At 34.5% G+C, this 21,518-nt stretch carries 12 protein-coding genes; 4 read left to right on the top strand and 8 right to left on the bottom strand.

Annotated features, from left to right (window positions below):
- Positions 1-257: 257 nt before the first annotated feature.
- The 4 genes from P3U32_RS06855 to P3U32_RS06840 are packed head-to-tail and all read right to left on the bottom strand — an operon-like array spanning position 258 to position 2,810.
- On the bottom strand, positions 258-1,055 hold the full coding sequence (locus tag P3U32_RS06855; protein ID WP_323702362.1) for a class I SAM-dependent methyltransferase: 798 nt from the start codon (positions 1,053-1,055) through the stop codon (positions 258-260).
- Complete coding sequence (locus P3U32_RS06850; RefSeq protein ID WP_323702361.1) at positions 1,039-1,476, bottom strand: BrxA/BrxB family bacilliredoxin; 438 nt, start codon at positions 1,474-1,476, stop codon at positions 1,039-1,041. Before P3U32_RS06850 ends, P3U32_RS06855 begins: the two co-directional genes overlap by 17 nt.
- Before the next feature lies 1 nt (position 1,477).
- Complete coding sequence (locus tag P3U32_RS06845) at positions 1,478-2,605, bottom strand: conserved virulence factor C family protein (protein ID WP_323702360.1); 1,128 nt, start codon at positions 2,603-2,605, stop codon at positions 1,478-1,480.
- A gap of 10 nt (positions 2,606-2,615) precedes the next feature.
- Positions 2,616-2,810, bottom strand: a complete 195-nt coding sequence (locus P3U32_RS06840) for a zinc-finger domain-containing protein (RefSeq protein ID WP_323702359.1) — start codon at positions 2,808-2,810, stop codon at positions 2,616-2,618.
- 152 nt (positions 2,811-2,962) lie between these two features.
- Here P3U32_RS06840 and P3U32_RS06835 point away from each other — a divergent pair, with 152 nt between their 5' ends.
- Complete coding sequence (locus P3U32_RS06835; protein WP_323702358.1) at positions 2,963-3,652, top strand: queuosine precursor transporter; 690 nt, start codon at positions 2,963-2,965, stop codon at positions 3,650-3,652.
- 130 nt (positions 3,653-3,782) lie between these two features.
- Here the strand turns inward: P3U32_RS06835 and P3U32_RS06830 are convergent, their stop codons facing one another.
- Positions 3,783-13,484: a YSIRK-type signal peptide-containing protein gene (locus tag P3U32_RS06830; RefSeq protein ID WP_323702357.1), complete on the bottom strand. Its 9,702-nt coding sequence runs from the start codon at positions 13,482-13,484 to the stop codon at positions 3,783-3,785.
- Positions 13,485-13,935: 451 nt separating this feature from the next.
- On the opposite strand from P3U32_RS06830, the gene P3U32_RS06825 reads away from it, so the two are divergent.
- Entirely contained in the window at positions 13,936-14,337 is a 402-nt protein-coding gene (locus P3U32_RS06825; RefSeq protein WP_323702356.1) for a ribonuclease HI family protein, read from the top strand.
- Positions 14,338-14,372: 35 nt separating this feature from the next.
- Here the strand turns inward: P3U32_RS06825 and P3U32_RS06820 are convergent, their stop codons facing one another.
- From P3U32_RS06820 to P3U32_RS06810, 3 genes are all read right to left on the bottom strand, one after another.
- A complete protein-coding gene (locus P3U32_RS06820) occupies positions 14,373-14,558 on the bottom strand; it encodes a hypothetical protein (protein WP_323702355.1) in 186 nt (61 codons plus the stop codon).
- Between the two features lie 159 nt (positions 14,559-14,717).
- Complete coding sequence (locus P3U32_RS06815) at positions 14,718-15,608, bottom strand: 5'-3' exonuclease (protein WP_323702354.1); 891 nt, start codon at positions 15,606-15,608, stop codon at positions 14,718-14,720.
- A gap of 11 nt (positions 15,609-15,619) precedes the next feature.
- Positions 15,620-19,045, bottom strand: a complete 3,426-nt coding sequence (locus P3U32_RS06810; RefSeq protein ID WP_323702353.1) for a dynamin family protein — start codon at positions 19,043-19,045, stop codon at positions 15,620-15,622.
- Between the two features lie 283 nt (positions 19,046-19,328).
- Here P3U32_RS06810 and P3U32_RS06805 point away from each other — a divergent pair, with 283 nt between their 5' ends.
- Together P3U32_RS06805 and P3U32_RS06800 are read left to right on the top strand one after the other, a co-directional pair.
- The gene (locus P3U32_RS06805) at positions 19,329-19,808 is read left to right on the top strand and encodes a cupredoxin domain-containing protein (RefSeq protein WP_323702352.1); all 480 of its coding nucleotides are present in this window, start codon (positions 19,329-19,331) and stop codon (positions 19,806-19,808) included.
- On the top strand, positions 19,805-21,457 hold the full coding sequence (locus P3U32_RS06800) for a b(o/a)3-type cytochrome-c oxidase subunit 1 (protein ID WP_323702351.1): 1,653 nt from the start codon (positions 19,805-19,807) through the stop codon (positions 21,455-21,457). The genes P3U32_RS06805 and P3U32_RS06800 overlap by 4 nt, the downstream gene beginning before the upstream one ends.
- Positions 21,458-21,518 lie beyond the last annotated feature (61 nt).

The raw sequence follows: 21,518 nt of genomic DNA, 5'->3' as shown, positions 1-21,518 counted from the left end.
ATCTATATTAACTAAAAATGCACGAATTTACTACTGATATAATATAGAAAGTTCCTCCATAATTATGTATAATAGAGTCAATCAAAGTAATTCAATTATGTACTACATTTAAAGGAGGCTATTCCAATGAATGAAATATTCGCTGTAATAGGTTTATTCTTATTGTTAAGTTATATGATTAGTATGTGTATCACTGAATAACCCTTATTAAGGGGAAAAGCGACCAAAGTCAGTATCGACTTTGGTCGCTTTTGATTTTATTTCTGTATTTGATTATTTATCGATATGCCATAATGTGTTTTAGATGTCTTTCTTATACAACGAATCGCATTTAATTTTTTGAACAGTTCACTTTTATAATGTGCTTTAATGATAAGCTTTTTATAATTTGAAATGTTTTCTGAAATAATTGTGGAATGCGTTACTCGTGATAATTCTCCCATTCGGTCAGAATCATTTAGCGTTTGTTCAAACATTGGATCTAGATATAAGAAATCTACTATTTCATCCTGTTTATTGATCCACTCTTGAAAATCTGCATGAATGAATTGAATACGACTGTTCATATCTTCATTTAAAAATTGTTTCATTCCTATAGAAATAACGAAATGAATAAGTGGATTTTGTTCTACAGCGTAAACCTTTGCATTTGGGAAAGCTTTTAAGATTAAATAACTATCTCTACCAAAGCCCATTGTACCGTCAACGAAACTGAATTTCGTACCCCTACCTTTTAAATCATTAACCATGTCTACTAAAATAGGTAGTTGATTTTGTTCTAATGCTTTGAGTTTTACTTTCGTAGTATCTAAATGAAAGTAAATCGGATGGTCTGGTGAATAATAAAGTTTCGGACCAGTGCGCTCAAATACAATTATAGGAGTTGTATTCTGCTGGAATAGTTGTTTAATGGTATGTTTTCTTCTTTTAATGATTGTAGCTTGGCCTATTTCAGAAATCGCCGATAATTTAAAATATGCATCCTCTACTTGTTTGTAGAGAGATGCATCAGCTTTTACTGCAGTTGTCAGTCTGACATTAGTCACAATATTCATCAAATGCGTCTTTAATATCCATACAAATTTCTTGGATATCTCTTCCTTCAATATGTTCACGAGGCATAAAGTATTTAAGTTCGTTACCTTTAAACAAAGCCATAGATGGACTTGATGGAACTTGTGCAATAAATTCTCTCATCGTTTCTGTTGCTTCTTTGTCTTGTCCTGCGAACACAGTTGCAACTCTTGATGGTTTTTTATCATTTTGTTGTGCAACGGTAACAGCTGCTGGTCGAGCTAGTCCTGCAGCACATCCACAAACTGAATTTACTACAATAAATGTTGTTTCGTTTTGTTGTGCATTTTCCATATAACTTTTAACGTCCTCAGGAGTTTCTAAACTTTCGAAACCTTGGTCAGTTAATTCTGATCTCATTGGTTGAGCTAATTCTTTCATATATTGTTCGTATGCATTCATATTAATTTTCCTCTCTTTTTCTATTCGCCATTTGTTTCCATACAGATCCTAAAGCTTCTTCACCATTTTCAATTCTTTCAATAGCCATTTGAACTTGTAATTTAACGTCAAATGCTGGATCATCTTGTCTATTTCGTAATGCTTCTAGTGCAGAGTCGTCACCTTCATCAAAAATAAACATAGCTGCTCGCCATCTAACAATTTTGTGAGGATCCTCTAAAGCTTCAATCATTACAGGTAAAGCTTCTCTGAAACCTAAATCACTCAAACAGTCACCTGCCGTTCGTCTTACAGATACAACTTTATCATTCATACCTCTATATAAATACGGTAATGTTTCTTTAGTTTCTATCATACCCAAGAGTACAATAGCCATTCTTCGGACTTGAGGCTTTGTATCATTAAGCGCTAAGTCAAGTAACGGATAATCAGCTTCGGTTGGTGTTGGAAAATCATTCAACATTCTTAATCTAACTTTCCAATCTTGTTCTTGTTCAAAAGTCTCTTTATCAACATGAATAAATTGTTTTTCTGGAATAACAACATCGTTATTTAAAGCATCATCAACTAATTGATTTAATAGTGATTCTGGATACAATGCAAGTACTTCTTCTTGTACAGATTCTAGTACCTCATCAAGTTCACCGTAACGGATACCTAAATCTTTCCATTTTCTTAAAAATACAACATTGTCATCGTCTTTTGTAGCCTTAAGCATACTATCAATATAAATTTCAGGAAGTTGTTTTCTTTTCTCTTCATCTGAAGAAGTTAACTTAATTTGATACGGTATCCCTTTAAATTCTAATACTTCAGCTTTAACTTCGCCAAAATGTTCATTCACTTGATTTAAATCTAAATCATTATTATCCGTTGAACCAGATATTGCTGACGTCACTTCTTTCAATAAAGTATCCCAATTTTCTTTTGGATTTTTATCTACTGCAATAAAATCCATAACATGAAAGACAGATTTAATACCATCAAGTTGTAAGATACGATTTATGAATTCTGGGTTTTGATCATTCGTTTCAGTATATGTTTTTGATGATCGGTCTTCCTTTTTAAATGATAATACTATCTTCATAGTATTAGGGCTTGGTGTTGGTTCAACTCTTACAATTTCCATAATATCCTCCTTATTGCAATGTATTACCTAATTGTTTAATGCGAATTCCAATTGAACATTCGGATATACAATATTGATGGGCTTGATGTTTCCCCTTCGTTTCACGATAATGGGTCTTTAACAAACACCCTTTACAATATGTTTCCATTAATTGATCTATTTGTTTAATCGCTAATTTTTCTTCATGTACTAAAATGAGTGTCACTCCCTTACGTAGACCGTTATTATAACATTCAATATATAAAATGTTTACGATAAAGCTTATTGATTTTTACAACTTTGAACCTTATAATAGGAAAGTTCGATTATTGCGGTTTCTAAACACCCGCTGTATCAAAATTTAGGAGGAACAAAGTTATGTATAACGAATTAGTAGGAATTGGAACATTTTTTGTAACATTTATATTAATGTTAGTTTTATTCCGATTCTTTGGTAAAACCGGCCTGTTTGTTTGGGTTGCTATAGGAACTATTATAGCAAATATACAGGTGATTAAAACAGTAGAACTATTTTCAGTAAGTGCAACTTTAGGAAATGTAATGTTTGCATCCATTTATTTAGCAACAGATATCTTAAATGATATCTATGGTAGAAAACAAGCAAAGAAAGCAGTATGGTTAGGATTTTCTTCAGTAATTGTAATGGTAATATTATTACAATGCTCACTTGCATTTATACCAGCAAGTGAAGATATCTCTCAAAAAGCACTTGAGACAATATTTAATATTGTACCAAGAATTGCAATAGGTTCTATCATTGCTTATATTATTGGTCAACATTTAGATGTATTATTGTTTAGTTTAATCAAAAAAAGATTTTCATCAGATAAGACGTTTTATTTACGTGCATATGGAAGTACAATAATAAGTTCGATAGTAGATACTGCAATATTTGTATTAATTGCATTCTATGGCAATCTACCGAATAACGTTGTATTTGAGATATTTATAACAACCTATTTCTTGAAATTAATTACTACAATTTCAAATGTGCCATTTGGTTATATAGCAAAATCCATGTATAAAAACGGTAAAATCACAGAGTAAATATTAAAACAATACAATAAAATTAAACGCCTGTTTAAAGTTCAATTAACAAATGAATTTTAAACAGGTGTTTTTATTATATAAAATGAGGCCGAGAATTAAATTCTCGGCCTCACCTTTTTAGCAAATATTAATTTTTAGATTGATCTTCTTTTTCTCTTTTACGACGACCAAATAAGAAAATAGAACCAAGACCAGCAAATAATGAACCTATTAAAGTTGAATTATTTAAAGGTTGCTCACCTGTATCAGGTAAAGTGTTTTTATCTGCTTGATTATCTTTTTCGTTAACATTTCCTGAATTATCACTTGAAGTTGTTCCATTAGCAGAGCTAGAGACAATATCAGCATTTAATTCTTTAGTAATATCAGACTTGTTATCTGCAGTAGCATTATTATCTGAATCACTATTAGATGAAGTATTTGCATCAGAATCTAAGTTGATGTTTGAATCGCTAGTTGAACCTGAGTTTGTATCAGCCTCACCTTTATTATGAGAAGTGTTAGCTGAGCCAGTATTCGCGTCAGAGTCAGACTTGTTATCTGAATCACTGTCAGATCCTGAATTCACATCCGAATCAGAGCTGTTGTCTGAATCACTATCAGAACCAGAATTTACATCCGAATCAGAGTTGTTGTCTGAATCACTATCAGAACCAGAATTTACATCCGAATCAGAGTTGTTATCAGAGTCACTGTCAGATCCAGTGTTTACATCAGAATCAGAGTTGTTATCTGAATCACTATCAGAGCCAGTATTAGCGTCAGAGTCTGAAGAGTTATCAGAATCGCTGTCAGAACCTGTGTTTGCATCAGAATCAGAGTTGATATCAGAGTCACTGTCAGACCCAGTGTTAGTGTCAGAGTCTGAAGGATTATCAGATTCGCTATCAGATCCAGTATTCGCATCCGAATCAGAGTTGATATCTGAATCGCTATCTGAACCTGTGTTTACATCAGAATCAGAGTTGTTGTCTGAATCAGTATCAGAACCTGTATTTACATCCGAATCAGAGCTGTTGTCTGAATCACTATCAGAACCAGTGTTCGCATCAGAATCAGAATTGTTGTCAGATTCGCTATCAGAACCTGTGTTTGCATCAGAATCAGAACTGTTATCAGAATCGCTATCAGAACCTGTGTTTGCATCAGAATCAGAACTGTTATCAGAATCGCTATCAGATCCAGTGTTAGTGTCAGAGTCTGAAGGATTATCAGAATCGCTATCAGATCCAGTATTCGCATCCGAATCAGAGTTGATATCTGAATCGCTGTCAGAACCTGTATTTACATCCGAATCAGAGCTGTTGTCTGAATCACTATCTGAACCAGTGTTCGCATCCGAATCAGAATTGTTGTCAGATTCGCTATCAGAACCTGTGTTTGCACCAGAATCAGAACTGTTATCAGAATCGCTATCAGATCCAGAATTTACATCCGAATCAGAGTTGTTGTCTGAATCACTATCAGAACCTGTATTTACATCAGAATCAGAGCTGTTGTCTGAATCACTATCAGAACCAGTGTTTACATCAGAATCACTATCAGATCCTGAATTCACATCCGAATCAGAGTTGTTATCTGAATCACTGTCAGAACCAGTGTTTACATCTGAGTCAGAGCTGTTGTCAGATTCGCTGTCAGATCCTGAATTTACATCAGAGTCAGAGCTGTTGTCAGAATCGCTGTCAGAACCAGTGTTCACATCAGAATCAGACTTGTTGTCAGAATCACTATCAGAACCTGTATTTACATCAGAATCAGAGATGTTGTCTGAATCACTATCAGATCCAGTGTTCACATCAGAATCAGAACTGTTATCAGAATCGCTATCAGATCCAGTGTTCACATCAGAATCAGAGTTGTTATCAGAATCGCTATCAGAACCAGTGTTTACATCAGAATCAGAGATGTTATCTGAATCACTATCAGAACCAGAATTTACATCCGAATCAGAGTTGTTATCAGAGTCACTGTAAGATCCAGTGTTAACATCAGAATCAGAGCTGCTATCTGAATCGCTATCTGAACCTGTATTCGCGTCAGAGTCAGAACTGTTATCTGAATCGCTGTCAGAACCTGTATTCACGTCAGAATCACTATCAGAACCTGAATTTACATCCGAATCAGAGCTGTTGTCTGAATCACTATCAGAACCAGTGTTTACATCAGAATCAGACTTGTTATCAGAATCGCTATCTGAGCCAGTATTCGCGTCAGAGTCAGACTTGTTATCTGAATCACTGTCAGATCCTGAATTCACATCAGAATCAGAGTTGTTGTCTGAATCACTGTCTGAGCCAGTGTTCACATCAGAGTCAGAGTTGTTGTCTGAATCGCTGTCAGATCCTGAATTCACATCAGAATCAGACTTGTTATCAGAATCACTGTCAGAACCTGTATTTACCTCCGAATCAGAGCTGTTATCTGAATCACTATCAGAACCAGTGTTTACATCAGAATCAGAACTGTTATCAGAATCGCTGTCAGAACCAGTGTTTACATCTGAGTCAGAGCTGTTGTCAGAATCACTGTCAGAACCTGTATTTACCTCCGAATCAGAGCTGTTATCAGATTCACTATCAGATCCAGTATTCGCGTCAGAATCACTATCTGAACCAGAATTTACATCCGAATCAGAGCTGTTATCTGAGTCACTATCTGAGCCAGTGTTTACATCAGAATCAGAGTTGTTATCAGATTCACTGTCAGAGCCAGTGTTAGCGTCCGAATCAGAGCTGTTATCAGACTCGCTGTCAGAACCTGTGTTCACGTCAGAATCAGAGCTGTTATCTGAATCACTATCAGAGCCAGTGTTCAAGTCAGAGTCAGAAGTGTTGTCAGAATCACTATCAGAGCCAGTATTCGTGTCAGAGTCAGAAGTGTTGTCAGTATCGCTGTCTGAGCCAGTGTTTACATCAGAATCAAAGCTATTATCTGAATCACTGTCAGAACCTGTATTCACGTCAGAGTCAGAAGAGTTGTCTGAATCACTATCAGAACCAGAATTTACATCAGAATCAGAGCTGCTATCTGAATCGCTATCTGAACCTGTATTCGCGTCAGAGTCAGAACTGTTATCTGAATCGCTGTCAGAACCTGTATTCACGTCAGAATCAGAGCTATTATCAGACTCGCTGTCAGAACCTGTATTTACATCCGAATCAGAGTTGTTGTCTGAATCGCTGTCAGATCCTGAATTCACATCAGAATCAGACTTGTTATCAGAATCACTGTCAGAACCTGTATTTACCTCCGAATCAGAGCTGTTATCAGATTCACTGTCAGAGCCAGTGTTAGCGTCAGAGTCAGAAGAGTTATCAGAATCACTATCAGAACCTGTGTTCAAGTCAGAGTCAGAAGTGTTGTCAGAATCACTATCTGAACCAGTATTCGCGTCAGAATCAGAATCGCTATCTGAATCGCTGTCAGAGCCAGTATTCACATCAGAATCAGAGCTATTATCAGACTCGCTGTCTGAACCAGTGTTTACATCAGAATCAGAGTTGTTGTCTGAATCACTATCTGAACCAGTGTTTACATCCGAATCAGAGTTGTTGTCTGAATCGCTGTCAGAGCCAGTGTTCACATCAGAATCAGAGCCAGTGTTTACAACCGAATCAGAGCTGTTATCAGAATCACTATCAGAGCCAGTGTTTACATCAGAATCAGACTTGTTATCAGAATCGCTATCAGAACCAGTGTTTACATCAGAATCAGACTTGTTATCAGAATCGCTATCTGAGCCAGTATTCGCGTCAGAGTCAGAAGTGTTGTCAGTATCGCTGTCTGAGCCAGTGTTTACATCAGAATCAGAGCTGTTATCTGAATCACTGTCAGAACCTGTATTCACGTCAGAGTCAGAAGTGTTGTCAGAATCACTATCAGAGCCAGTGTTTACATCAGAATCAGAGCTGTTATCTGAATCAGATTCAGAGCCAGTGTTTACATCAGAATCAGACTTGTTATCAGATTCACTGTCAGAGCCAGTGTTAGCGTCAGAGTCAGAAGAGTTATCAGAATCACTATCAGAACCTGTGTTCAAGTCAGAGTCAGAAGTGTTGTCAGTATCGCTGTCTGAGCCAGTGTTTACATCAGAATCAGAGCTGTTATCTGAATCAGAATCAGAGCCAGTGTTTGAATCAGAGTCGGAGCTATTGTCTGAATTACTGTCAGAACCTGTGTTAGCGTCAGAATCAGAATCGCTATCTGAATCGCTGTCAGATCCAGTATTCACATCAGAATCAGACTTGTTATCAGAATCACTATCAGATCCTGTATTTACATCAGATTCAGAGCTGTTATCAGAGTCGCTGTCAGTGCCAGTATTCACGTCAGAGTCAGACTTGTTGTCTGAATCACTATCAGAGCTAGTGTCTACATCAGAGTCGCTTTCAATATTTGTTGGTAATGATACGACTGTTGAATCAGATTCACTTGTATTAGGTGTTTCTGCATCATCAGACGCAACGACTTTAATTGGACCTTCAGGTAATTCTTTGTTAGGTGTAATAATCGCATTACCATTTTCATCTGTTATACCTTCGCCAATCACATTGCCATCTTTATCAACTAATTGTACTTTCGTATTAGGGTCAGTAGTAACTGCAATTTCTGGCTTAGATCCTGCTTTACCTGTTAAATCAGTTTGAATTACTGGTTTTTTAGGCGCAGTTTTGTCCGTTACATTAATTGGGTCAGATTCACTTGTATTAGGTGTTTCTGCATTATCAGACGCAACGACTTTAACTGGACCTTCAGGTAATTCTTTGTTAGGTGTAATGATCGCATTACCATTTTCATCAGTCACACCTTCACCAATCACGTTACCATCTTTATCAAGTAACTGAACTTTCGTGTTCGGATCAGTTGTTACTTCTATTTCAGGTTTAGTACCTGCTTTATCATCTAAGTCAGTAGTAATAACTGGTTTAGTTGGTGCAGTAGTATCTGTTACTTTCTTAGGATCAGAAGCATCAGACGTATTAGGCGTTTCTGCGTTATCCGTAGCTTTGGCAGTCACATTGCCTTCAGGTAAAGGTTTCGTAGGTGTAATCACCGCGTTACCTTCATCATCCGCAACACCAGAACCGATTGGTTCATTATCTTTGTCGAATAATTCAACTTTAGTACCAGGTTCAGCTTTAACAGTAATTGGATCTTTAGAACCCGCTTTACCAGTTAAATCAGTTTCAATGACAGGTTTTTCAGGTGCAGTTTTGTCCGTTACATTAACTGGATCAGATTCACTTGTATTAGGTGTTTCTGCATCGTCAGAAGCAACGACTTTAACTGGACCTTCAGGTAATTCTTTGTTTGGTGTAATGATCGCATTACCATTTTCATCAGTCACACCTTCACCAATTACGGTGCCATCTTTATCAAGTAACTGAACTTTCGTGTTCGGATCAGTTGTTACTTCTATTTCAGGTTTAGTACCTGCTTTATCATCTAAGTCAGTAGTAATAACTGGTTTAGTTGGTGCAGTAGTATCTGTTACTTTCTTAGGTTCAGAAGCTTCAGATGTATTAGGTGTTTCCGCGTTATCTGTTGCTTTCGCAGTCACATCACCTTCTGGTAAAGGTTTCGTAGGTGTAATCACTGCGTTTCCTTCATCGTCTGTAACACCAGAACCGATTGGTTCATTATCTTTGTCGAATAATTCAACTTTAGTACCAGGTTCAGCTTTAACTGTAATTGGATCTTTAGAACCCGCTTTACCAGTTAAATCAGATTCAATGACAGGTTTTTCAGGTGCAGTTTTGTCCGTTACATTAACTGGATCAGATTCACTTGTATTAGGTGTTTCTGCATCGTCAGACGCAACGACTTTAACTGGACCTTCAGGTAATTCTTTGTTTGGTGTAATAATCGCATTACCATTTTCATCAGTCACACCTTCACCAATCACGTTGCCATCTTTATCAAGTAACTGAACTTTCGTGTTTGGCTCAGTTGTTACTTCAATTTCAGGTTTAGTACCTGCTTTATTTTCTAAGTCGGTATTAATAACTGGCTTAGTTGGTGCAGTAGTATCCGTCGCTTTTTTAGGTTCAGAAGCTTCAGATGTGTTTGGCGTTTCTGCGTTGTCAGTCGTTTTCGCAGTCACATCACCTTCAGGTAAAGGTTTACTTGGCGTAATCACCGCATTACCTTCATCATCAGCAACACCAGAACCGATTGGTTCATTATCTTTATCGAATAATTCTACATTTGTACCTGGTTCAGCTTTAACTGTAATTGGGTCTTTAGAACCCGCTTTACCAGTTAAATCAGTTTCGATAACAGGTTTTTCAGGTGCTGTATTATCTGTAACTTTCTTAGGATCAGAAGCCTCAGATGTATTAGGCGTTTCCGCATTATCAGTCGCTTTAGCAGTAACGTCACCTTCAGGTAAAGGTTTAGTTGGTGTAATTGCCGCGTTACCGTCATTGTCCGCAACGCCAGAACCGATTAGTTGATTATCTTTGTCGAATAATTCAACTTTAGTACCAGGTTCAGCTTTAACTGTAATTGGATCAGTTGATCCTGCTTTGCCAGTTAAATCAGTTTCAATGACAGGTTTTTCAGGTGCAGTTTTGTCCGTTACATTAATTGGGTCAGATTCACTTGTATTAGGTGTTTCTGCATTGTCAGACGCAACGACTTTAACTGGCCCTTCAGGTAATTCTTTGTTAGGTGTAATGATCGCATTACCATTTTCATCAGTCACACCTTCACCAATCACGTTGCCATCTTTATCAACTAATTGAACTTTCGTGTTCGGATCAGTTGTTACTTCTATTTCAGGTTTAGTACCTGCTTTATCATCTAAATCAGTATTAATAACTGGTTTAGTTGGTGCAGTAGTATCCGTCGCTTTCTTAGGCTCAGAAGCTTCAGATGTGTTTGGCGTTTCTGCGTTGTCAGTCGCTTTCGCAGTCACATCACCTTCAGGTAAAGGTTTCGTTGGCGTAATTACCGCGTTACCTTCATCATCCGCAACGCCAGAACCGATTGGTTGATTATCTTTATCGAATAACCCAACTGTCGTACCCGGTTCAGCTTTAACTGTGATTGGATCAGTTGATCCCGCTTTACCAGTTAAGTCAGTTTCAATTACTGGCTTAGTTGGTGCAGTTGTATCTGTTGCTTTCTTAGGATCAGAAGCTTCAGATGTATTAGGTGTTTGGGCATTATCTGTCGCTTTAGCAGTAACATTACCCTCTGGTAAAGGTTTCGTTGGTGTAATCACGGCGTTACCTTGATTATTTGCGACTGCATTACCAATAGGTTCATTGTCTTTATCAAATAATTGCACATTAGAACCTGGTTCAGCCTTAACAGTAACTGGATTAGTTGTTCCTGCCTTACCAGTTAAATCAGTTTCAATTACTGGTTTAGTTGGTGCAGTTGTATCCGTAGCTTTAGCTGGGAATGAATATGATGAATTTGGAATTTGTGCATTATCCGTAGCTTTTGCAATCACATTACCTTCTGGAATAGGACGAGTTGGAATGATTGCAGCTATTCCAAATATATTTGTTCTACCTTCACCAATTTTATTGTTATCTTTATCAAATAATTCAATTTTTGTATTATTGTCAGTAACAACAACTATTTCAGATCTCGTGCCCGCTTTACCTCTTAAATCAGTAGTAATAGTTGGTTTATAAGGTGGTGTAGTATCTGTTGCTTTTCTACTATCAGATAATGAAGAATTTGGTCTTACGGCATTATCCGTAGCTTTGGCTGTAATATTTTCTTCAAGTAAATATTCATTAACCTTAATATAAGCTCTACCTTGTTCATCCGTTCTACCTTCACCAAGTTTATTACCACGTGGATCAAATAATTCAACCTTCGTATTAGGATCTGTTGTTACATTGATGGCAGGTCTAGATCCAGTTTTACCAGTTAAATCAGTTGTAATAACAGGTTTCGTCGGAGGAATCGTATCCGTAGCAACTTTAGGATCAGAAGGAACTGACGTATTAGGACGAATCGCATTATCTGTAGCTTTCGCAGTAACATTACCCTCTGGAATAGCACGCGTAGGCGTTATTGTTGCAACACCTTGATCATTAGCTATACCTTCACCTAATTTAGTATTATTCTTATCAAAAAGTTCAACTCTAGAACCAGCCTCTGCGTTTACAGAAATTGGTGTAACCGTATTAGCTTTGTTTCCTAGATCTGTTGTAATAACAGGTTTTGCAGGTGCAGTTGTATCTGAGGCAACTCTAGGGTCTGAATGAACGGACGTATTTGGCCTCATTGCTCTATCTGTAGCAGTTGCTGTTACGTTTCCTTCAGGCAAATCTCGTGAAGGTGTGACATATGCAACACCACGATTGTTAGCAAATGCTTCTCCGATTGGTGTTCTGTCTTTATCATATATAGTTACTTTAGAATTTCTTTCAGCTTGAACTTCAATAACGGGTCTGGTACCAGCTTTACCAGTTAAATTTGTTTGGATTTGGGGCTTTCGTGGAGCAACAACATCTGGTACTATTTCTTCTCTAAATATTACGTAGTTGTTTTCATCTCGTTTACTTTGTTGTCTTGTAGCACTACCGAAGGCAATGTACACTCTCTCATTTCTAGCTTCTGCAATTGAATCCGGTACTATAGCTGTTATAGTAGCGGTATATGATTGTTTAGATGGATTTGTACCTTGCATTAAATAATAAAAATTTTCTGTATTGATTCCAGTTATGCTTTTTAAATGGTTTCTATCACTTTCTGTCATCGATTGATAGACCATTGAATTCATTTCTTGACCTATGAGTGTAGTATCTCTATTATCCCAATTCATCCTTCTGCTAGGTCCTGAATTTTGAAGGACAGAACCTGGACTTAATTGAACTCCTGACGGTGCATATACATAGAATCTTCCACGTGCTTCTGTTGTCTGAGCGTCATTATATTTAATAGTATAAGTTATATGTGTTGAACTACCACGTCTCGTTTGAATTGCATTTACAATCTTTACAAAGCCAGGCACTTTACTTACGTCGTCAGGATTCCCGCCTTTAAATGCTTTACTAAACGTTCCCTGCTCTCCAGCACGTAATGTTGCACTTCTCAACATTGATCGTGATTGATTACCATAACTATCGACATTATTTAAATTTGCATCTAATGAACGTTTTCTTCTAGTTGTTGCTTTATTATTTTGCGCTGCTTCAACAAGGCTTGAATTCTCATTATTTGAAGTTGGTATATCGTAAGTAGGCATCTCTACTTTAGGATTAACAGTTGGTTGTTCATCTGAATCCTGATTAACCTGTTCTTGAATGTTACTTTCATCCGTTTGAGGAAGTGATTCTTCTGGTTGATTAGTTTCTTCGATTTTACCTACATTATTTTCTTTAGGTTGTGATGTCTCTGTTGATTTATTCGTTTCAACAGCTTCAGGTACTTCTTTCAATTCGTGATTGACTGTACTTTGTTTATTACTTTCCGCTGTTTCTACTTTTTCTACTGTTTCAACATTATTATCTTGCTCAGTAGTTACTTCTTTGTCGTTTTGTACGACTTCTTCTTGTTTGTTTTCAATAATTTCCTCGTCTATAGGTGTAGTGTCTTGAGATTCATTTGTTTCTTCGACCTTCTGAGGTTCTGTAACTTCAGAAGTTTGTGAATCTACTGATGTCTGATCATTTAGTTGTGGTTCTGCTGAATCATCTAATGCTGATTCATGTTGTTTAGTAAGCTCAATCGGATTCTCAGATGCCAACACATCTTGATTTGGCTGTCCTAAAAAGATGAGCGTACCTATTAGTATCGAGCAAGTACCAACCGTGTACTTTCGGATACTAAACTTTTGTAATCGTCGTTGCTTATCCATTAGCAATCTCCTTCATTAAATAAATTTCCTTGGAGACCAACTTGACTCATACTTGTGATTCTATTGATTACCTATTTATTTGTTTATCATTAGTAATACATTCCATATCGTTTTTAATTGAATCTCATTATACGAGCGAAGTGTCACACAATTGTTTGTGAATGAATAAATTAAACCCTAACCTCCTATATTGAATTATCCACAAATAAGATATAGAACAAAACTAAATTTTGTTCTGAAATAGTATATCACTTCTAAACTAATATTAAAATAGTATTTCATGAGATTTCTATAAAATATTTATATAATTTTTGGTAAGTAATATAGAATGAATACCTTTCAAAAAACAAATATTTTATTTTCATAATAATCTTACGGAGTTTAATTGAAATGTTAGATGTATTCATGTAAATTAGAACCATAATAATACATTTTGAAAGAGTTGATTAAAGTGCCGCAAATTTATTTTGATGCTGCCAGCAAAGGGAATCCTGGAGAAAGCGTATGTGCTTCAGTGATTATAATAGATAATGATAGGATTCAATTCACGAAAGATTTGGGCATTATGGACAACCATCGCGCAGAATGGGAAGGGTTCATTTATTCGATCGAACGTGCAATTGAATTAGAAGTGAAAAATGCACTCATATACACTGATTCAAAACTCATTGGTGATAGTATTGATAAAGGATTTGTGAAGAATGAAATGTTCAAACCATATTTTCTGAAATTCAAACAATTAGAATCGAATTTCGACCTTATATTTGTGAAATGGATACCTAGAGCTCAAAATAGAGAAGCAAACCAATTAGCTCAAACTAAATTAAGGAAAGTTTTAAAATCAAAAAAATAAGCAAAGACAAAATCTGATTTTGTCTTTGCTTATTTTTATATATCCAACGATATTTTTAAAACATTTAAATGTACAACAGGTATATCATGCATATCTAATTGTTCATATAGTTTAATGTCAGATATATCAATGCCTGTTATATGATGTAAATGTTTATAGGAGATACGTTTGAATTGTCTGGCTGATATTAATGATTGACCAAAGCTTTGTTTGACTGGCATATAGGACACCCTTTCATATTGAAGTACTTAATGCATATTATAAAATAGCGAAGAAGTACTTCAAAATATCTGGGATTATAAATAACACGGTATGTTAGATTAATTAACAAACCCTGTATTGTAAGAATGTTTTCCTTACTAATACAGGGTTTGTGTGGGTTATCTTGTTAAGTAATTTGTAGTTAAATATTTACTAGATACAAATAATTCATGTTCATTACAAACGTCAATTGAGTTTTGAATATGATAATCATACTTCATTTTATTTAATAAATCATCTGTTTCTAATGGTACATTTGTATGAATTTCTGCAAGTCGTTTAGACATTGTTAAATCTTCTTTATATGTGAGAATTTTTTTCTGTTGTCCAGCCGTAAGTTCATTTATATTTTCAATGACATTTTCAACTGACTGGAATTGTTGAATTAATTTAATTGCGGTCTTCTCACCTATTCCTTTTACGCCTGGATAACCATCCGCCGTATCACCCATAAAAGCTTTTACATCGATCAGTTGATGAGGTTCAAGTCCATATTCTTCTCTAAATTTATTAATGTCATATTTGTTGTAAATATTGAACCCTTTTTTAGTTAACCAAATATCAACATTTGTATTGATACATTGTAATAAATCTCTATCACCACTAACAATGTATGTTTCATGCCCTTTTTCTTGAGCTTGTTTACTAATTGTACCTATGACATCATCCGCTTCATAGTTTTTAATGCCAAGATTAAGCATGCCTAATTTCTCGGCAATGTCTTTTGCTCTATCAAATTGAGGAATCATCTCTTCAGGTGGTGCGACACGATTAGATTTATAAGCTTCATATAATTCATTTCTAAATGTCTTTGATCCCATATCCCAACATACTGCAACATGTGAAGGCTGTATATCATTTAACACTGTAAATGTATGTCTTACAAAACCCTGAACAGCATTTGTTGGTATACCTTTCGAATCTCTCATAAATTGTTTGTGTATGCTTGTCGCATAAAAATGTCTAAATAGTAATGCCATGCCATCAATAAGTAATATTTTATTTCCCATGTTGTGCTCCTTTATATCTCTTTTAAGACTGCTTCAATTTGTTCAATCATCTGATTATCAATTTCTACTGATAAATATGAATCAATTAATGCGATGACATCTTCGTTATACGACTTGATAAATCCTTCAGCATCTTTATCATATTCTTCTAAATCTGTTGTTAATGATCGATTGAATGTGACTATCGGTTCATCTATCAAACGCATCGTATCATCAAGAATAGATTGTTGTGTTTCTTTAACACGCGATGACTTAATCAAATCCTTCTTTGAAATGGATTTAACAGATTGATTAATAATTTCTTGTAGATGAATGTTAATCGGTTGTGCTGCTTCATAATTAAATGCGTGTTTATATTTTGAAATTAAAATAGATGCTTCATTTAATTCAACAATCGTTGGTGTTAATAAATCATCAAACGTTTTAGTATAAAAGTTCTTTAACCTTTCGGAAATGAGAGAACTTTCAAGACTTAATTTTTGATTAACCGCATCAACATATTGTTTTGTACTCGTCTGTAACGATTGTTTAAACTCATCTGTAACCGTCGATGTATTGAAATGCTTCTTCACAATATCATTTAATTGTATATGAAGTCTATCTTTTAAATAGTAAAGTTGATCTTGAATTTCTTTTTCTTGTTGATGATGTGTCTTAATGACAATTTGATTCGTGAAGTTTTCTTGTTGTTTATATTTTAATAGTGTATCTTTGCGACTTTCAAATTTTGATTTATCTTGTCGATACGTATGCACCATTTGTTCTAGTTCGTTAATGAGTTGTTTTGTTTTTGATTCAATTTGAGACTGAATGACATGTTTACTTTCAACATTTACAAAATGATCTATGGCAGACATAAATTTAGTGAAGTATGAATCATATTGTTTTAATGCTTGTTTACTTGAAACAGGATAACATTCAGGTTTGATATTCAATTGATCTAATGATGTTTCTACATATGATAATACGGCTTCCTTATCATCATCGGACTCAGCTAGGTCAATGGCATTAATTATAAATTTCATGCCTTGAGATTGTTGTAAATGATTCATATCTCTCATATAAGTTAAGAACTCAGCATCTTTATCTGTGAACGCATGATTGTAATAACTTACATAGAGGATTAAGTCACTTGTTGCTATGATTTGTTCAGTTTCCCTCGTATGACGTTGGTTATTGGAATTTAAACCAGGTGAATCAATAATGATCTTATCTTTCAGCCATTCTTCTTCTAACCTTAAGTTGATTTTGTGTACAAACGCAGCATGTGTATCATCAGCGGTTAACTTCTCTAACTCTTCAATTTCAAATGCTACTGGTTCATGTTGTTTCAAGATAGATGCATATTCATGATAGTTCGATTCGATTGCTTCAAAAAATGCAAGATGATTACTTGATAATGATTTGTTTGTTTTTATTGATTTATCTTCAATAAATGATTCTATAGAAGTATATGATTGATCAACATATTCTGTAATGTGATTGATTTCTTCTAATAATTGTTCATATGTTTTAAATGTCACTTCTTGTGTCGTACCATAACTGATTTCTGTAATACTGGCTGTCGTAGGATTTGGTGAACTTAATAGTATCGGCTTTTGTAATATGGCGTTAATTAAACTACTTTTCCCTGCACTAAAAGTACCAAAAACGGCGATTTTTGTGATGTTTTGCGTCATACGCTCTATCTGACTTTCGATGTGGTTCATTTCAGATTGGTATATTGGTAATGATTTTAATTGATTTAACTGTTGTTTTACTAAATCTAAATTATTTTCTTTCGTTTCGGAAGTATCATTTTCATAATGATGTTTATGACTAGTTTCTTCATCTAATTCTATATCGCTTATATTTATAAAATGTCTATCTATCAATTTATCTATATATTCATTTAGGTGTATATAATAATGTTGAAAATTTTGAGTGACTAATGATGTTTTTAATGACTTATATTCCTTATAACGTTCGTAATCATCTAATAAATTGTTTTGTGTTGATTGATCTTGATTTACTTTACTAGATTCTACAATTTCATCTATTAATTGATTTGTTTCTTGACGAATTTTTCGATTAATTATTTCAGTTATACCTTTAGAATATATAAGTACGTAGTCATTTGTAATCGATGTCTGTGCTTGTACAAAATCAGATAGTTCCTGTTCTGAAATTTCGTATTTTTGATTTATAATTTTCTCAAATAATGATGAATCTTGAATATATTTATTAAGTCGTTCAAGTGATTTGATCCATACTTTAGTAATCTCGTCGTGAATTTTTGAATCTAATTCGACTTTTAAATTACTTAGTTTTTCGCTTTGTAACTGTTCCTTTTTACTACCTTTGTTAAATAGCCCTTTAACTTTGAAATCTTTAGCAGTAGTTTCTAAGTACTGTCTAATCGTCTCTCTCATTTCATAAGGCATCAAGTATGCATTATCTAGTATTTCTTTACGTTCTTCTTTCAAATTAGATTTGAATTGGTCTTTATCTTGTATTAAGGATTGTTCATTTTGTACTTCTGCTTTTTTCTTATATGCTTGATAGTCTTCCTCAAACGTAGCCTCACTTGAATCGATTTCGGATAAGATGTCTTCCATATGCTGACTGATAAAATTCAATTGTTCTTGTGTTATATAATTTGTAACACGTTCAATAAAATGTTGATGATCTGTACGATTTTGGTCAAGATTATGAATGTATTGTTTGAAATCCGCTCGTTCATTATTTGGTGTGTCGTATTTTGATATATAGAATATCTTCTCTAAGTTTAAATGCCAATCTGATACAGCTTTGTTCACTCTTCGTTTATATGTATCAAACGCAATCTCATCTTCATCATGTTTATCAATTTGATTAACTACTAAAATGACCGGAATATCTAACTTATTTAATGACTTAATAAAATTAAAGTTCATATCAGATTGAACATGATTGTAATCTACCGTATAAAATACAATATTAGACGTCAATAAATATTGAAAAGCACTTTCCCTATGATTATCACTCATAGAATCTACGCCTGGTGTATCTTGAAAAGTAAATCCATGATTATATTTATCTGAAGTAAATTCAATTTCTATAGACTCTACTTCTTGATTTTCAGTGTTTAATTTTTTTACTTCTTGTTGAGAATCTACTATTGTATAGCGATTGTCATTTAAGTTTACTGATATGCTATTTTTATTAGATGAAATTAATTGTGCTGTGTTACTCGTTGTCGGTACAGGAGAACTCGGTAATATATCCTGTCCGATTGCGTGATTGATAATTGTTGACTTACCAGCAGAAAAGTGACCAACAAAACTAACCGTATATTGTTCATTGTATACTTTTTTAATCATTTCATTAATTTGCTTTATAAGTGAATGGTTCGACGATTTTTCGATTTCTTTTTTTAGTTTATATAATAAATCTAAAGAAGCTTGATTGCTTTTCATTATAATTCCCCTTCATATGCACAAATAATTTATATAATGTGATTTGTATCACATTATTTTTTTAATCTCTATTCTATTATAAATAATGAAGAGAATATAAGAAAGGATGAATCATATGACATTCCAAAATAATGACCAATTTGAAGAAACGAATCATCAATCTCATGATGACCTCGATTTAAGAGGTACACTCTATTCCGTTTTAACATTGGGAGGAATTTTTACAGTTTTATGGGTAATTTGTTTTATTATATTTTTAGTAAGAATGTAAGGGGTGAAATCTGTGCATAAATACGAAAGATTATGGTTAATTGTGGGAACGAGCTCATTAGTTATTTTTCTTGTCATTTTAATTGTAACTGCATTGCACAATGGACATACGCCAGCAGCATCTGGACGGGAATATGTAAATCCTGAGAAAGTTGATCAAATCGAACCATTTAATAAACCAGGATTACATAAAGTAAACAATAAAGATTATGATTATGAACTCGTATTTGTAGCATCTGCTTTTAATTATCAACCGGGACAAGTAGAAATACCTAAAGGTTCAAAAGTGAAAATCATTGCAACAAGTAAAGATACTTTGCATGGATTTAGTTTACCTGGAACAAATGTCAATATGATGTTAGAACCAGGACATATTAGTGAATTCACTCAAACATTTAATCACAAAGCTGAATATCTGATTATTTGCAATGAATATTGTGGTGTAGGACACGCTGATATGAAGTCTATGATAAAGGTTGTGGATAAAAAATGATTACACGTTTAAATAAATCTGATAGCAAACTTGTTATGGCTCATATGTATGTAGCAATCTGTTGTCTTGTACTTGGTGGTATCGCAGGACTATTACAAACGTTTGTTAGATCTGGCATGTTAGAATTACCAGCTAACATCTCATACTATCAAATTCTTACGGTACATGGGATTATCTTAGCACTCGTGTTAACAACGTTCTTTATACTTGGATTCCAATATTCTGCAGTAGCTAGAACGTGTGGACATTTAACATCAGTGCAAAGAAAGCTTGGATGGATAGGATTTTGGGTCATGCTCATTGGAACTGCGATGGCAGCAACAATGGTGTTGTTAAATAAAGCAACTGTACTTTATACATTCTATGCACCTTTGCAAGCACATGTTATTTTCTATGTTGGTATGGCATTAGTTGTTGTCGGAAGTTGGATTTCTATTGTTGGACAAATTTTAAAATATAGAGAATTTAAAAAGCAATATCCTAATAAAAAATCACCGTTATTAAGTTATATGGTAACTATTAATGGTGTCATGTGGATTGTTTGCTCATTAGGGGTAGCTTCAACTGTTTTATTTCAATTGATACCTTGGTCATTAGGTATCGTTGAAAGAATTGATGTATCGTTAAGTAGAACATTATTTTGGTATTTTGGACATGCACTTGTATACTTCTGGTTACTACCTGCTTACATGTGTTGGTATGCAATTGTTCCAAAAATTATTGGCGGAAAAGCATTCTCTGATAATTTAGCTAGAATGTCATTTATGCTATTCTTATTCTTCAGTATTCCAGTTGGGATACATCATCAACTTGTTGAACCAGGTATCGAAGATTTTTGGAAATACTTGCAAGTTATTTTAACATTTATGGTAGTTATACCTTCATTTATGACTGCATTTAGTTTGTTTGCTACATTTGAAAGTCACGGAAGAAGTCTTGGATATAAAGGACTATTTAGTTGGTTTAAATCATTACCATGGAATGATGCAAGATTTGTGTTACCTTTCTTAGGTATGTTGGCATTTATTCCAGGTGGTGCAGGAGGTTTAGTGAATGCTTCAGCGCAAATGAATGGTCTTGTTCATAATACAATTTGGGTAACTGGACATTTCCATTTAACTATTGCGTCAGCAGTCATCTTAACTTTCTTTGGTATTATGTATTGGTTAATTCCACATTGTACAGGTCGTAAGCTGACTAAATTCACTCAGAAACTCGCTATCATTCAAGGTTATACTTGGGCAATTGGTATGACGATTATGAGTGGTGCAATGCATTACGTTGGTCTATTTAAAGGCGCACCAAGAAGATCAACATATTCTGAATATGGCGGTGCTGAACAAGCTGCAGAATGGATTCCTTATCAAGTATTACAAGCTGTTGGCGGTACAATACTATTTATATCTATTATATTAGTTGTATTTGTATTTATACATTTAGCTTTCTTATCTCCAAAGGGCGAAGAAGAATATCCTGTTGCTGAGGCTTATGATGAACATCAACCAGTAACTAAGTTCGTTGAAAACTGGAGATTCTTGATGGTAATAACTATTGTATTAATTATTGTGGCTTATACAGTACCTATCGGACAAATGTTTATTGATCCACCTCCTGGAGCTAAAGGATTTGGTGAAGGTAAACTTTGGTAATAATCCAAATAAAAAAAGCGCATATACTTAGGATGTCCTAAGTATATGTGCTTTTTAATTT

Origin of the sequence: Mammaliicoccus sp. Dog046 (assembly GCF_034039665.1) — a bacterium.
In the GTDB taxonomy this organism is placed as follows: Bacteria; Bacillota; Bacilli; order Staphylococcales; family Staphylococcaceae; genus Mammaliicoccus.
The sequence above is the reverse complement of the archived record's forward strand: the minus strand, read 5'-3'. Positions and strand labels throughout refer to the sequence as shown.